The organism is Arthrobacter methylotrophus (genome assembly GCF_039539965.1).
Classification (GTDB): domain Bacteria; phylum Actinomycetota; class Actinomycetes; order Actinomycetales; family Micrococcaceae; genus Arthrobacter; species Arthrobacter methylotrophus.
On record NZ_BAABED010000001.1, the window covers coordinates 3,214,425 to 3,228,741 of the forward strand.

Below are 14,317 nucleotides of genomic sequence, written 5' to 3' on the forward strand. Positions count from 1 at the left end.
AAGGGAGTTAGTCGTCGCCCCGCAGGATCGCCAGCAAGCGGATGATCTCCACGTAGAGCCACACGAGCGTGACGGTCAGGCCGAAAGCAGCCGTCCAGGAGTATTTCTCCGGTGCGCCCTGCAGTACACCCTGCTCGATGCTCGTGAAGTCCATGACCAGCGAGAAAGCGGCCAGGCCAATAGCCAAGATGCCGATGAACACGCCCAGCGGGATGCCGAAGATGTGCACGCTGCTGCTCAGACCGAACGGAGACTGGACGGCGCCGGTCCATACCAGAACCATGTTGATTACGGCGAAGACGAGGTATCCGAGCATGGCGATCATGAAGAAGCGCATCGCCTTGGGAGTGGCGCGCACCTTGCCGCTCTTGAAGAGGGCCAGCGTCACACCGAACACGGCAAGCGTGCCGATGACTGCCTGCAGGCCGACTCCCGGGAACATACCATCCAGAAGGCGTGTCAGCCCGCCGAGGAACAAGCCCTCCAGACCGGCATAAGTCAGGATCAGCGCCGGCGACGGCTGCTTCTTGAAAGTATTGACCATGGCCAACACGAAGCCGCCCAACGCGCCGACCACCATGAGGAGGCTTGCGGTGCCCGGGGCCACGAACAGCGTGATGGCTGCGCCGAGCAACAGTAAGGCGAGGCAGGCCGCAGTCTTGACGATGACGTCATCGAAAGTCATGCGGCCGGTCTCGGCCGGACCGGCTGATGGCTGGTTGTACATCTGCTGCAGCTGATCGCTGGTCATCTGCGGCTGTGCTGCCCAGCCTGGCCGGCCGTACTGGTTCTGGCCGTACTGGTTCTGGCCCTGGGAGTAGCTGGGAACAGGCGGAGCCTGGGTGGCTCCACGGAAATTCTTTCCGTTGAAGATCGGGTTGCCGCCGAGTGCCATGGTGGACGTCCTTTGTCTTAAGGGTGCGAAGTGATAGTTCACGCTACCAATTCCCACGCTTGGTGTGCAGGGAAAGTTCCACCGGCCCCCGACGCCAGCACCCCGCTTGCGCTCGAGGTGCCGGCGGACGCGACTATCCGACGCCCAAGTACGCTTCCTTGACCGCCGGGTTGGCGAGCAATTCCTTGCCCGTGCCGCGGTGCGTAATTGATCCGGTTTCAAGGACAAAGGCACGATGCGCCCGGGCCAACGCCTGGTTGGCGTTCTGCTCCACCAGAAGCACGGTGGTTCCCTGGTTGTTGATCTCGGTGACAATCTTGAAGATCTGTCGGATGAATTGCGGGGCAAGCCCCATGGAAGGTTCATCCAGCAGCAGCAACTTGGGATTGGACATCAGGGCCCGGCCAATGGCAAGCATTTGTTGTTCGCCGCCGCTCATGGTGCCGCCCAGCTGCTTGATACGCTCCTTCAAACGCGGAAAAAGGTCGAAGACGCGCTCCAAATCATCACCCACCTTCGTCCGGTCCTTGCGGCCGTAGGAACCCATGTCGAGGTTCTCCATTACCGTCATGCCCGGGAAGATTCCCCGGCCCTCCGGCGCCTGTGAAATACCCCGGACGACCCGAATGTGCGCCTTCATCCTGGTGATGTCCTTGCCGGCGAAAGTGATGGAGCCAGCTGACGGACTCAGCAATCCCGAGATGGTCCTCATGGTGGTGGTCTTGCCAGCACCGTTGGCGCCAATAAGCGAGACGATTTCACCCTCTTCGACGCTGAATGACATGTCGGAAATGGCTTGGATCCGGCCATAGTGGACGGATATGTTCTTCAGCTCAAGCAACGTCATCTTCAGGCTCCCCGAGATAGGCGGAAATAACTTTCGGGTCATCGCGAATGATCTTCGGAATTGCGTCGGCGATCTTTTTCCCGAACTCCAGGACCACGATCCGGTCTGTTACGCCCATGACCAGCTTCATGTCGTGCTCAATGAGCAGTACCGTGTAGCCGTCATCCCGGATGGTGCGGATCAGGGCCATGAGCTCTTCCTTTTCAGCGGGATTGAACCCGGCCGCCGGCTCATCCAGGCACAGAACTTTGGGATCGGTGGCTAGTGCCCGCGCAATTTCCAAACGGCGCTGGTACCCGTAAGGCAGGTGCCGCGACAGGAAATGCGCGTGATCGGCGATCCCCACGAACTCAAGCAGCGCCATGCCTCGTTCAATGGCGGTCTTCTCTTCCCGGACGTGGGTCGGCAAGCGCAGGAGCGCGCCGCCAACACTTGTTCGGTGACGCGCATCGAGGCCGACGACGACATTTTCCAAGGCTGTCATCTCACCAAAAAGGCGGATGTTCTGGAATGTCCGCGCCAAACCTCGGCGGGTAATCTTGTGCTGCGGCAATCCGTTGAGCGACTGGCCTTCCAGCAAGACCTTTCCCGACGTTGGCTTGTACACACCGGTCATGGCGTTGAAGCAGGTGGTTTTGCCGGCCCCGTTAGGCCCGATCAAACCCAGGATTTCGCCACGGTTGATATCGAACGTGACATTGTCCAGGGCCGTCAGGCCACCAAACTTGACGGTGAGGTTTTGGACCTGGACCAAGGCTTCGCCAACCTTGGTGACGATATCCCTCTCGGGGGCCACCCTCTCGGCAACTTCAAGGTCCACGCCCTGTTCCTTGAGCGCGTCGACGTCAATGTCCGGTTCGATCGCTTCACTCATTGCCAGCCTCCTTGCCCGGTTGCGTCACTAATTTGCCCGAAGCGGGGCTACCGCCCACCGCGAAGCCCTTGAGCTTGTTGTAAGCCAAACGTCCGTACGCGAGGAGACTCTGGCGTGCCGGGAGCAGGCCGCCGGGGCGGAAGATCATGATGATCACCAACGCCGCACCAAAGATCAAATACTTGAACTCGGCAATCGCTGTGAATCGGAGCGGAATATATGCCACGAGCGAGCCGCCAAGTAGCGCTCCGACCTTGTTTCCGGTGCCGCCCATGACAACAGCGGCAACGAAAAGGATCGAGGTGGCGATATCGAACTTCTGATTGTTGACGAAGCCAACTTGGCCGGCAAACAAAGCCCCGGAGAGTCCGCCCACGGAAGCACCAATGGCGAAAGCCCACACCTTGTACTTGAAGGTGGGAACGCCCATGATTTCCGCGGCATCTTCATCCTCACGGATGGCAATCCACGCGCGTCCCACCCGGCTGCGCTCCAGGTTTCCGGCGGCCAGGAGCACCACGATGATGATGGTCAGCGTCAGCCAATACCACGGAGTTCCGTTCGAGTTCTGGAAGATCGTTTGGCCGCTTGAATCCGTTCCAGGAGGATGGCCGACGTTCTGAAAACCAACCTGGCCTTTCATTGCGGGAATGATAGTGGCCAAAATGCGCACGATCTCGCCAAAGCCGAGAGTGACGATGGCCAAGTAGTCTCCGCGCAGGCGCAGCGTGGGGACACCCAGGACCACTCCAAAGAACATGGCCACAGCCATCGCCAGCGGAAGCGTCCACAAGTAGGGGATATGCACATATGGCGAGTCCGGGCTGGTTAACATCGCTGCGGTATAGGAACCCAGGGCAAAGAAGGCCACGTAGCCCAAGTCCAGAAGGCCCGCGTAGCCGACCACGACGTTCAGGCCCACGGCCACCAGGGCATAGACCGACATTTGCGCGAGCGCAATTTGCCAGTTGTTTCCCGGTTCAGTGGTGATCAACGGCGGATTGAGGATGGGGAGCAAGTAGGCGATGACAACGACGACGATCAGGATCAGCCATTGGGTCTGGCGTGGGAGGGCATTCCATCTATCACCGAGCCCCGGGAACCAACCTCGGCGGGGCCGCATCCTGGCTTCACGGTCGGCAATTGCCTGCGCCGCTGCATCATCCGGAATAAGCGTGGGGCCGTCTGTGGTGCTCATGCCTTACTCTTTCCTAGCGAGCTACCCAAGATACCTTCGGGTCGCACGATCAATACCAACACCAGGACCACGAAGGCAACAACGTCAGTCCATTGTGAGCTACCCAAAAGCACCTGGCCGTAATTTCCGATCAAACCGATCAGCAAACCGCCCAGCAGGGCACCGCGCACGTTGCCGATGCCCCCGAGAACAGCTGCCGCAAAGGCCTTGACCCCGAGGATGAATCCGCCGTTGTACTGCACTCCCGACGGGATCTTCATGACGTAAAACAAAGCCGCTGCTCCGGCCAAAATACCGCCGATAATGAAGGTTGTCACGATGATTTTTTCCTTGTTGACACCCATCAAAGTTGCGGTGTCCGGGTCCTGCGCGACAGCACGAATTCCTCGTCCGGTCCGGGATCGCCTAATGAACTGATCGGTGGCAATCATCAGGATAATCGCAGCGATGACAATGACCACTTGCTGTGAGTCGACAATTGTCCCGAAGACATCGAAAATCGGCAGTGGTCGGAACATAGTCAAGGCGGCCTCGGGGCTAGGTCCGCGCCACCAGTAGATCGTGTACTGAATGGCGAAGGAAACACCAATGGCGGTGATCAAGAATGCCAAGCGGGGCGCCTTGCGCTGGCGCAATGGTTTATAAGCCACGCGTTCCACGATGACCGCCATCAATGCCGAGGCAATAATCGCCACGACAAGGGCGAGAACGAGGTTCCCGACAATTGCCCAAAAAGCCAGTCGTGGAGCGGAAGGTCCAAAATTGAGGGCGCTGAGGGTGAAGAACACCCCATAACAGCCCACGATAAAGACTTCCGAATGGGCGAAGTTGATGAGGTTGAGAACGCCGTAGACGAGGGTATAGCCAAGGGCAACGAGCGCGTAAATTGCGCCAAAGGTCAACCCGTCAAAGGTGGAACTCCAGAAGTTCTGGGCAAAGGAGTTTACGTCGAAGGTGATCCACGTGTCGTCCATGGGGACGGAGTGGAGCAGGGCCGGAATTACTTCGCTGATCATGGGCACTTCCTGATGTGATCAAAAGAAATGCTGGGGGTCGGCATGGATGCTAACCCCCAGCATTCACCTGGGCTTCCGTTGTTATTTTCCGATGACGCCGATGGGAACGATCTTGCCGTTCTCAACCTTGTAACCGTAAACATCCGGGGTTGCCAGTTCGCCGGTTGAATCCCACTTGTAGTGCTTGGACAGGCCGTCTGCATCGTAGGACTTGACCCAGGAGAGCAGGTCCGCACGGGACTGCTTGCCCTTGTCGATACCCGAAAGGAGGACGGTGGCTGCGTCGTAACCTTCAATGGAGTAGGTTCCAGGCTCAGCGTTGGCCAGCTTCTTGTACTCGGACTCGAAGCTCGGGATCAGCTCGCCGGGGATGCAGGGGCAGGTGAAGTACGAGTTGGACGAGGCATCGCCGGCTTGCTTGATGAACTGGTCATCCTTCACTCCGTCCGGGCCCACGAAGGAACCGGTGAATCCCTTTCCGACCAGCTGCTGGTCGAAGGGGGCGCCTTCTGCGTAATAGCCGGCGTAGTAGACGGTGTCTGCCTTGGCGTTCATGATCTTGGAAATCACGGCCGAGAAGTCCTTCTGACCGGTGACGACCTTATCGGACCCCACCATCGCGGAGCCAAGGGCCTGGGACGTGGTGGTTCCCAATCCGATGCCGTAGTCAGAGTCGTCCTGAACCAGATACACCTTCTTCGCCTGCAGCTTGTCCGTGAGGAACTTCGCCGCAGCCGGGCCCTGGACGGCGTCATTGCCGAGGGCCCGGAAGAAAGTGGTCCAGCCGTTCTTGGTCAGGCTCGGATTGGTGGCGGAAGGCGTGATGTGGACCAGGCCCTTCTGCTCGAAGATGTTTCCTGTGGCCTTGGACTCTCCGGAGAAGGGCAAACCCACCACTCCGATGATGTCCGGCTCGGAAACGATCTGTGTCACCGGTCCAGTGGCCTTGTTCGGGTCGCCTTCAGTGTCGAATTTCTTGAACTGGACCTGGCAGCCAGGGTTCGCGGTGTTGTGCTGGTTGACGGCCAGTTGGATACCGTTGAAGATATTGATGCCCAGCTGGGCGTTGGGTCCTGTCTCGGCACCGGCATACGCAATGGTGGTGGTAGACGGGCATGTTCCCTTGCCATCGCCCGCAGGCAAAACTGCCCCGGCAGGAACGTCGACTTTGGAGATTGCAGGGATGTTGATCCTGCCGCTGGTCCCCGAAGTGTCCGTGCCGCTAGGAGCGGTCTGGTTCGCACAGCCAGCCACTAGCATGCCAAGGGTGGCCGCCGCTGCAATCGCCGAAATGACTTGCTTCCTGTACATAAATAGCCTCCGCGGTGCGTATGATTCGTGGTCATTCGCCCGAAGTCACTTTCACTTCGAACATGTTCCATGAGAGTACTACCAAATATGTGTCCTAGAACACATATATGCAGGTCAGGATCTAATAACGGTGGATCACCGCCGCGCGCGGACAAACTCCTCGTATGTACGGAAAGTTAATTTCCCGTCACGGTGCAGCCTGGGGAAATCAAGAGGGGCGGCACGGATCGCATTTCGCGTGCGTGCCCCAGGTGGGACTCGAACCCACAACACGCGGATTTTAAGTCCGCTGCCTCTGCCAATTGGGCTACTGGGGCGCCCGGATAATGGTAACCCAACGCACGCCCATGTTTGGCCCTAGGGAGTTTGGAACGGCGTTGCATAGCGGAAGGTGCCGCTGGCGCCGTCGGGCCATGCTTTGAGGGGCAACAGCTGGAAATGGTCTCCCCACGCGGCCTCGGGCGCACTCACCCCCAGCTCGCGGGCGGGAAGGTATCCGAAGTGCGGATAGTACTCAGTGCTGCCCAACAGCGCGATTCCCGGCTCACCCGCGTTCTCGGCTCGGCGGGCGGTTTCCCGCAGGAGCGCAGACCCGATGCCGCGTCGCTGCAGGTGCGGCTGCACACTGATCGGACCCAGTCCCAAGAGCGGGAGATCGCCGTCCCTGCCTGGGCTACTGATCCAACCGCGGGTGCTGATGACGTGCCCGACGATCTCCCCGCCGATCTCGGCCACGATGCTGAACTCCGGGAGGTACGCATCGCAGTGGAACAGTTCCTGCAGCAGCTTTACCTCCGCCGGGATCCCTTCGACCGGCAGTCCGGTGACCGGGCTGATCGAGAATGCACTGGCTGTCAGCTCCAATACTTCCCCACGGTCGGCCGGCGTTTCCGTCCGCAACATGACGCCTTGGCCCAGCAGTTCCAGGACCTGCATCGCGTTCCCACGCTCTGCCGAAGGAACCAAGAGGTGGTCGTGATGGAATCCGGCCAGGACATTGCAGCTGATACCGGCTGCCGTGAGGGCGGAACTGACGGCGGCGGTGAGTCCCACTGCTTCCAGCGCAGAATGAACCTGAAGAGTGATCCATGCAGCGACGAAATCGTAGGACAACCCCAAGCGCTCGGCTTCCTCGCGGCGCAACACCACAGTGAGGCCCTCCGCTTCCCGGACAGCGGCTTCGACGCCCCCCTCAAGGGCCTTGCCGTGTGGCCATAGCGCGTAGACGTAGTCACCGTCGCGTGCTATGGGGTGCATGGATCTCAGGAGGGTCGTCAGATCGCTTTCGCCAGCCATGCTGCCAAGTCTAAGACACCCCCTCGCGGCCGGGCCGGCAGCTAGACTCCGGCAATTAAATGCCGACGGCGGCCGCCCCCTGCGTGGGAAGCGGCCGCCGTCGGCGGGGGTGCTTGGCGTTTGCTACTTGGCGTCAGCCGTGACCGGAGCCTTGGCCGGCTCAGCGGCCGGGGCGGGTGCGGCAGCCGGCTTGGGGGCCGGGGTGGCCGCGGCCACGAAGGCTCCGCGCGGGTTGTCGAGATCCAGCAGTTGGGTGGTGTCGCGGCCCATGATCATGCCGAGGAGCCAGTTGAAGATCACGCGGACCTTGCGCTCACCGGTCGGAATGGCCAGGCCGTGGTAACCGCGGTGCGCCAACCAGGCGAGGCCGCCCTTGAGGCCGATACGGCCCAGGATGTTGATGTTGGCAACACCCTTCCATTCACCGAAGCCGGCAACCGCACCGAGGTTCTTGTGCTTGTAGTCGGACATGGGCTTGTCCCAGCGGGAGGCCCACAGGTTCTTTGCAAGGCGCTTGGCCTGGCGCAGTGCGTGCTGTGCGTTCGGGACGCAAGTACCGTCGGGCAGGCCACTTCCGGTGAGGTCCGGAACGGCAGCAATGTCGCCGGCCGCCCAGGCGTTGTCGATGATGCCCTCGTCACCTGCGATACGCAGGTCCGGGAGAACACGGACCCGGCCGCGGGGCTCAAGCGGGAAGTCGGTGGAGCGGATCATCGGGTTGGCTTGCACGCCTGCAGTCCACACGAGGGTGTCGGCTTCGAATTCCTGTGCAGGGGTCTTGTCCGGCAGGTTGATGAGCTTGAGGGTACCCTCGGCGTTGTCCAAGGAGGTGTTGAGGAGGACCTCGATGCCACGGCTGCGCAGGTGTCCGACAACCCACTCGGCTTGGGTTGCAGTGACCTCGGGCATGATGCGGCCCATGGCCTCGACAAGGACGAAGCGGACTTCTTCCTGGCGGATGCGCGAGTTGTTCTTCACGGCGGCGCGGGCAAGGTCTTCCATCTCGGTGATGCACTCGATACCGGCGAATCCGCCACCTACAACCACGAAGGTCAGGGCCTTGGCGCGCTCAGCGGCGTCCGTCATGGTGGACGCGACCTCGATGCGTTCAAGGACCTTGTTGCGCAGGGCTACTGCTTCTTCGATGGTCTTCAGACCGATGCCTTCGTCAGCCAGGCCCTTGATGGGGAAGGTGCGGGTAATGGCGCCGGCGGCAACCACGACGTCGAAGTAAGGGATCTCGAAGGGATCTCCGCCGTCGGCCGGAGCAACAACGGCGGTGCGGTTCTGGTGGTCGATGCCGGTAACGCGGCCCTGGATGAGTTCCGTCTGCTTGAGGTGCTGGCGATGGGAGACGACGGCGTGGCGTGCCTCGATGTTGCCGCCGGCCACTTCGGGAAGGAAGGGCTGGTACGTCATGTAGGGAAGGGGATCGACGACGGTAACGATTCCGCCGGCATTAGCGATCTTCTTCTGCAGCTTGAGTGCTACGTACAGGCCGACGTATCCGCCGCCGACAACGAGAACACGGGGACGGTCAATGAGCTCAGGGGTGGTTGCCATAAGACTAGGGTACAGCACCTTGTGAAAATCTTCACTAACTAGATTCCGAGGCCTCCCACAGTGTGGGAGGCTACTTTCTGGTACTCGGATCGACAACCTCGACACCGCCGGTCCGGGGTTCCTCACGAAGCCCCCGGGAAATCCGGTAAGCGCGCGTCAAGTGGATCGAGGCACCCGCAACAATCCCCGCGAACAGCAAAGCAAAACCCAGGACTACTGTTGCCGGAACGGCCGTATCGGCCTCGGTTGGCGTCTTCGCGACAGGAACCGTGGGGTCCGCCAACGCGGCCGGGGGGCTGCTCGGTTTGGCGCTTGGACCAGGTGTGGGGCTGCTGAGGTCGCCGCGACGATGGACCCGGATCCAGTCCGCGATGGATCCCTCCGGGTTGCTCGTGGCCTCCGGCACATCGGCCGTGAGCGCCGCCTCGGCGTTGAGGATCCCGTAGCCGTAAATGGGATCCTTTCCAGGCACCCCTGCATCCTCCGCGGTGGACACAATCCTGTTGATGACCTGCTTGGCGCTCATATCCGGCCATTTCGACCGGATGAGTGCCGCAACTCCCGAGACAATCGGCGCGGAGCCGGACGTGCCGGCCCAATCTTCGTAGCTTCCCCCGGGGAGTCCACCCACCAGCTTTTCCGCCGGGGCCGAAACGCCGATGCTGATCCCCTGCGAAGAAGCGTCGACGCTGGCCGTACGGTTCCGGTCAAGACCTGCCACGGTCAAGACCCCCGGAATGGTGGCAGGTGCGCCCACTTGGACATTTCCGCCGATCCGATTGCCCGCAGCGGCCACGATCACCACGTCCTTCTGTTCGGCATAGAGGAACGCCGCGTCCCAGCTCTGGGGCCAATCAGGGGAAGTACTGCCGAGGGAAATATTGATGACCTTGGCCCCATTGTCCACCGCCCATCGAACGGCTTCGGGAATCTGTTCCTGGTCCGTCTTTCCCGCCGGGTTCGGCGAGCCGAGCCAAGCGGAAACGGACAAAATCTCGGCTTCGGGGGCAACACCGACGATTCCGTCCGGACCAACACCGGAAGCGGGCGAGGGAGAAGCCGACACTGATGCGTCGGCTGAAGCGTGTCCGCGCCCGGCCAACAGCGTGGCGACGAGGGTCCCGTGTTCTGGTTTGGCCCCGATGCTCTTTTGTCCGTTCGGATCGCCCGCGCCGGAAGCGTCAGTTCCGCCGACCACCGCACCCTTGAGATCCGGGTGTTGCCCATCCACCCCGCTGTCGATGATGGCCACTTTCACGCCCGCGCCCTTGGATACCTGCCAGGCGGCGGAAATACCGTACTCGTTGAGCCAGTATTCCTTGTCCCGCCAGGAGTCTGCGGACGCCGCGGGCGCAGTGAGCAGGGTCCCTGCCAAGCCTCCCCCGGCGAGCACGGCAGCCAGCGCGGCCGACACTGCACAGCGGTGCCAGCGGTGTTGCAGCGTCATCAGCGAATACTCAGGGCGATGCCGTCGAGGATGTCATGTTCGCTGGAAACAGCCTCGCTGATGGAGCCATCTCCGAGCTCAGCCACGCGCTGAAGGATGCGGCGCCACACGAGTGCTCCGGCCCCGATGACATCGACACGCCCCGGATGCATGTAGGGCAGCCGGGCACGCTCTTCGCGGCTCATTTCCAGCAGGCACGTGGCCGCGTCGCTGATGGTCGCCAGGTCAAGGCTGGCACCGTGGATCAGCGCGGGATCGTACTCATTCAGGCCCAGGGCATGCGCCGTGATCGTGGTGATGGAGCCCGCAACTCCCACGACGGCGGTGGCCTGGCCAAGCGGGACCGTGCGGCTGGCGAGGTCAATGGCTGCGTCGACGTCGGCTTCCGCTGCGGCGATCTGCTCCGGCGTCGGAGGATCGTTGCGGAGGTGCCGTTCGGTCAGTCGAACGCACCCGATATCAACGGATTTGGCGGCGATGACCCCGTCGGAGTCTCCCAGGACGAACTCAGTGCTTCCGCCTCCAAGGTCCACGACAAGCACCGGGTCCTTGCCGCGCGACGGCAACACGCTGCTTGCGCCCGCGAAGGATAAAGCGGCTTCCTCGTCGCCGGAAATGACCTCGGGTTCGACGCCCAGCAGATCCCGGATTCCGTCAACAAAGACGTCCCGGTTGCGGGCGTCGCGGCTCGCGGAGGTGGCCACGAAGCGGACCCTCCCGGCTCCATGATGGCGGATCAACTCGGCGTAGTCGCTGGTGGCCGCAAAGGTGCGCTCAAGGGCCTCCGGGGCGAGCTCGCCCGTCGCGTCCACTCCCTGTCCCAGGCGCACCACGCGCATCTCACGGACAACGTCGTGCAATGGGGATCCTGCATCGACACCGTTGGAATCCGCGATCAGGAGGCGGATCGAATTGGTGCCACAATCGATGGCAGCTACCCGGCTCATGCGTCGCGCTCCCCCACGATTGATTCATCCAGCGGCTGTGTTGCCGAAGAGGCCTTGGATTTGCGGACCGGCGCGGGACGGCCCACGATGTCCGGCAGGCCCTGCGGCCCGTGACGGCTGAGGTCCTTGGACGGTGCCTCTCCAGCACTGTCCCACGCACCGTCGCAGTAGCAGCGGTCCGCGGTCCACCATTCGCTGATCGCCTCGATGGCCTCGTCGCCGAGCGGATTGACCCCGGGGCCAGAGGCCAAGGAATGGCCAACCAGGACGTGCAGGCATTTGACGCGGGTGGGCATGCCACCGGCAGAGACGCCTGCGATCTCGGGAACTTCTCCGGTTCCGGCACGTCCGGCGATCTCGTCACGCGCCCGGAGATAGGCTTCGTGGGCGTCCCGGTACGCCGCTGCCAACGGCTCGTCGGCCGTGAGTCGTTCGTTCATCTCATTCATGAGCCCTCCGGCTTCAAGCCTTGACACGGCGGCGGTGATGACGGGGTGGGTCAAGTAGAACGTCGTGGGAAACGGGGTGCCGTTGCTCAGCCGAGGCGCGGTGGCGGCGACAATCGGGTTGCCACACACACAGCGCGCCGGGATTTCGACGACGTCGCGCACCGGCCGTCCCAGCTGCCGGCTAAGGATTTCAAGATCGTGTGCTGATGGCTTGCGGGACTCCTGCGATGCAGGTGCCGAGGTGTTCTCCACTGGCGCTGCCATCCTTCCTGCCCTATTTGGCCGCACCTTTCCGGGCGCGACGGCGGCGGGCACCGTGTCTAGTCTGTTGCCGAGCGCCTGATGGATTCCCACAGCCCATCTACCCAAGGCAGATTGCTCGGGCTTCCGGAAGCTCCTGAGCCGGTGCTTCCGCCCGGTGTGCCGGCGGGAACATCTCCACCAAACACCCAGTAGCCTGCTTCACCCGGCATAACCATGTTAATGCGGTCCCGGGCCTGTTGTTTCACATAGTTGGGATCCTGCCACCGTGTGATCTGCTTCTCGAGGCTGGTTTGCTCGGTCTTTTTGCTTGCGATGTCGGCTTCCAGTCCGGAGATTTCCGCCTTTTTCTCCAACCAGATTTTGACCGTGGGCGCGAGCATGATGGTGATCGCGATCATCACCACGGCGAGGGCAAGCATGCGGCCGGAGAAGGCCTTTGCCGGTACAGGGCGGGCGCTTTTGTGGCTGTCGCCCTGATTCGAATGTCCTGGCTTCGGCGCCGGAGATCCGGCCTTAGCGCCAGGCTGTCCTTTGTTTTGCGCGCCGCCGTTCCGTGTGCTGTCTTCGGCGCTGGCATTGGACGCCGAGCTGGAGCCCGTGTGGACCGGAGTCTCCTGCTGCGCGCGGGTTGCCTTGCGGGGTTCACCGAAGTCGGCACGGATAACGTGGCCGCCGTCGGGGTTCTTTTGGGGCGAGCGGCCCAGGGCATCTGCCCGGGGGACCTTGGGTCGGCGGGTGGCCATGACACTCCTGTAATGCCTGGTGCTTGCCTGGCGGGTTGCTGCGCGTTGCGTACCTCACGGAGCCTGCGGTTGCCGAAGTGCTCGCACATTTCGTTAAACAGAACCGGCGGCTATGGTCTTTCCACCATAGCCACCGGTCAGCTGTTTCAGCGGATACTAGCCCTTGAAACGCGGGAAAGCGCTGCGGCCGGCGTAGCGTGCGGCGTCGTCGAGTTCTTCTTCGATGCGCAGCAGCTGGTTGTACTTGGCAACACGCTCGGAGCGGGCCGGGGCACCGGTCTTGATCTGGCCGGCGTTGGTGGCAACGGCGATGTCAGCAATGGTGGTGTCCTCGGTTTCGCCGGAGCGGTGCGAGGTGATAGTGGTGTAGCCGGAGCGCTGGGCCAAGGAAACGGCGTCCAGGGTTTCGGTCAGCGAACCGATCTGGTTGACCTTGACGAGCAAGGAGTTGGCCGTGGCCGAGTCGATGCCCTGCTGCAGCCGGATCGGGTTGGTCACGAAGAGGTCGTCGCCAACCAGCTGGACCTTGTCGCCGATGGAGTCGGTGAGGGTCTTCCAGCCTTCCCAGTCGTTTTCGTCCAGCGGGTCTTCGATGGAGACCAGCGGGTAGTCGGCAACGAGTTCGGCGTAATAGGCGCTCATCTCGGTGGCCGAGAGTGCCTTGCCTTCGAACTGGTAGGCGCCGTCCTTGTAGAACTCGGAGGAGGCGACGTCCAGTGCCAGGGCGATGTCCTTGCCCGGGGTGTAGCCGGCGTTCTTGATGGCTTCCTGGATCAGGTCCAGTGCGGCGCGGTTGGACGGCAGGTTCGGGGCGAAGCCACCCTCGTCACCGAGACCGGTGGAAAGGCCCTTGGCCTGTAGGACGGACTTGAGGTTGTGGTACACCTCAACGCCCCAGCGCAGGCCTTCAGAGAAGGTCTCGGCACCGATCGGGACGATCATGAATTCCTGGATGTCCACGTCGGAGTCGGCGTGGGAGCCACCGTTGAGGATGTTCATCAGCGGGACGGGCAGGACGTGGGCGTTCGGACCACCCAGGTACTTGTACAGGGGCAGGTCCGCGGACGCAGCAGCTGCGTTCGCCACGGCGAGGGAAACGCCGAGGATGGCGTTGGCGCCGAGCTTGGCCTTGTTCGGGGTGCCATCGAGGTCGATCATGGCCTGGTCGATGCTGCGCTGGTCCGTAGCGTCGAAGCCGATCAGGGCCGGGGCGATTTCATCGATAACGGCGTCAACGGCCTTCTGGACGCCCTTGCCAAGGTAACGGCCCTTGTCGCCGTCGCGCAGTTCAACGGCTTCGTGCTCGCCGGTGGAAGCGCCGGAGGGAACTGCCGCGCGGCCGATCTGGCCATCGGAAAGCAGAACTTCAACTTCTACTGTCGGGTTTCCGCGGGAGTCAAGGATCTCGCGGGCGTGGATGGCATCGATAAGCGCCATGGACTGCTCCTTATGGTGAAGCGATTTACT

General features: G+C 62.0%; 13 protein-coding genes and 1 tRNA gene. All 14 read right to left on the minus strand.

Annotated elements, in window-relative coordinates; genetic code table 11:
- Positions 1–7 precede the first annotated feature (7 nt).
- Positions 8–895 carry a Bax inhibitor-1/YccA family protein gene (locus ABD884_RS16755; protein WP_345054967.1) on the minus strand — a complete coding sequence of 296 codons (888 nt, stop codon included), beginning with the start codon at positions 893–895 and terminating at the stop codon, positions 8–10.
- A 133-nt stretch (positions 896–1,028) separates the two neighbouring features.
- Positions 1,029–1,742: an ABC transporter ATP-binding protein gene (locus ABD884_RS16760; protein ID WP_028266388.1), complete on the minus strand. Its 714-nt coding sequence runs from the start codon at positions 1,740–1,742 to the stop codon at positions 1,029–1,031.
- On the minus strand, positions 1,729–2,616 hold the full coding sequence (locus ABD884_RS16765) for an ABC transporter ATP-binding protein (protein ID WP_345048216.1): 888 nt from the start codon (positions 2,614–2,616) through the stop codon (positions 1,729–1,731). The genes ABD884_RS16760 and ABD884_RS16765 overlap by 14 nt, the downstream gene beginning before the upstream one ends.
- On the minus strand, positions 2,609–3,814 hold the full coding sequence (locus ABD884_RS16770; protein WP_345048220.1) for a branched-chain amino acid ABC transporter permease: 1,206 nt from the start codon (positions 3,812–3,814) through the stop codon (positions 2,609–2,611). Before ABD884_RS16770 ends, ABD884_RS16765 begins: the two co-directional genes overlap by 8 nt.
- Entirely contained in the window at positions 3,811–4,830 is a 1,020-nt protein-coding gene (locus tag ABD884_RS16775) for a branched-chain amino acid ABC transporter permease (protein ID WP_345048224.1), read from the minus strand. Before ABD884_RS16775 ends, ABD884_RS16770 begins: the two co-directional genes overlap by 4 nt.
- A gap of 81 nt (positions 4,831–4,911) precedes the next feature.
- A complete protein-coding gene (locus ABD884_RS16780) occupies positions 4,912–6,141 on the minus strand; it encodes a branched-chain amino acid ABC transporter substrate-binding protein (protein WP_028266384.1) in 1,230 nt (409 codons plus the stop codon).
- A gap of 243 nt (positions 6,142–6,384) precedes the next feature.
- Positions 6,385–6,458: transfer RNA gene (locus ABD884_RS16785), tRNA-Leu, on the minus strand.
- Positions 6,459–6,498: 40 nt separating this feature from the next.
- Positions 6,499–7,437: an N-acetyltransferase gene (locus ABD884_RS16790; protein ID WP_345048227.1), complete on the minus strand. Its 939-nt coding sequence runs from the start codon at positions 7,435–7,437 to the stop codon at positions 6,499–6,501.
- A 123-nt stretch (positions 7,438–7,560) separates the two neighbouring features.
- The gene (locus ABD884_RS16795) at positions 7,561–9,000 is read right to left on the minus strand and encodes an NAD(P)/FAD-dependent oxidoreductase (RefSeq protein ID WP_345048230.1); all 1,440 of its coding nucleotides are present in this window, start codon (positions 8,998–9,000) and stop codon (positions 7,561–7,563) included.
- Positions 9,001–9,070: 70 nt separating this feature from the next.
- Entirely contained in the window at positions 9,071–10,447 is a 1,377-nt protein-coding gene (locus ABD884_RS16800; protein ID WP_345048232.1) for a S8 family serine peptidase, read from the minus strand.
- Positions 10,447–11,394 (minus strand): Ppx/GppA phosphatase family protein, encoded by a 948-nt coding sequence (locus tag ABD884_RS16805; RefSeq protein ID WP_345048235.1) that lies wholly within the window; start codon positions 11,392–11,394, stop codon positions 10,447–10,449. The genes ABD884_RS16800 and ABD884_RS16805 overlap by 1 nt, the downstream gene beginning before the upstream one ends.
- Entirely contained in the window at positions 11,391–12,107 is a 717-nt protein-coding gene (locus ABD884_RS16810; RefSeq protein ID WP_345048238.1) for a DUF501 domain-containing protein, read from the minus strand. Before ABD884_RS16810 ends, ABD884_RS16805 begins: the two co-directional genes overlap by 4 nt.
- A gap of 56 nt (positions 12,108–12,163) precedes the next feature.
- Positions 12,164–12,850 carry an FtsB family cell division protein gene (locus tag ABD884_RS16815; RefSeq protein WP_345048240.1) on the minus strand — a complete coding sequence of 229 codons (687 nt, stop codon included), beginning with the start codon at positions 12,848–12,850 and terminating at the stop codon, positions 12,164–12,166.
- A gap of 156 nt (positions 12,851–13,006) precedes the next feature.
- Complete coding sequence (gene eno / locus ABD884_RS16820) at positions 13,007–14,287, minus strand: phosphopyruvate hydratase (protein ID WP_345048242.1); 1,281 nt, start codon at positions 14,285–14,287, stop codon at positions 13,007–13,009.
- Positions 14,288–14,317 lie beyond the last annotated feature (30 nt).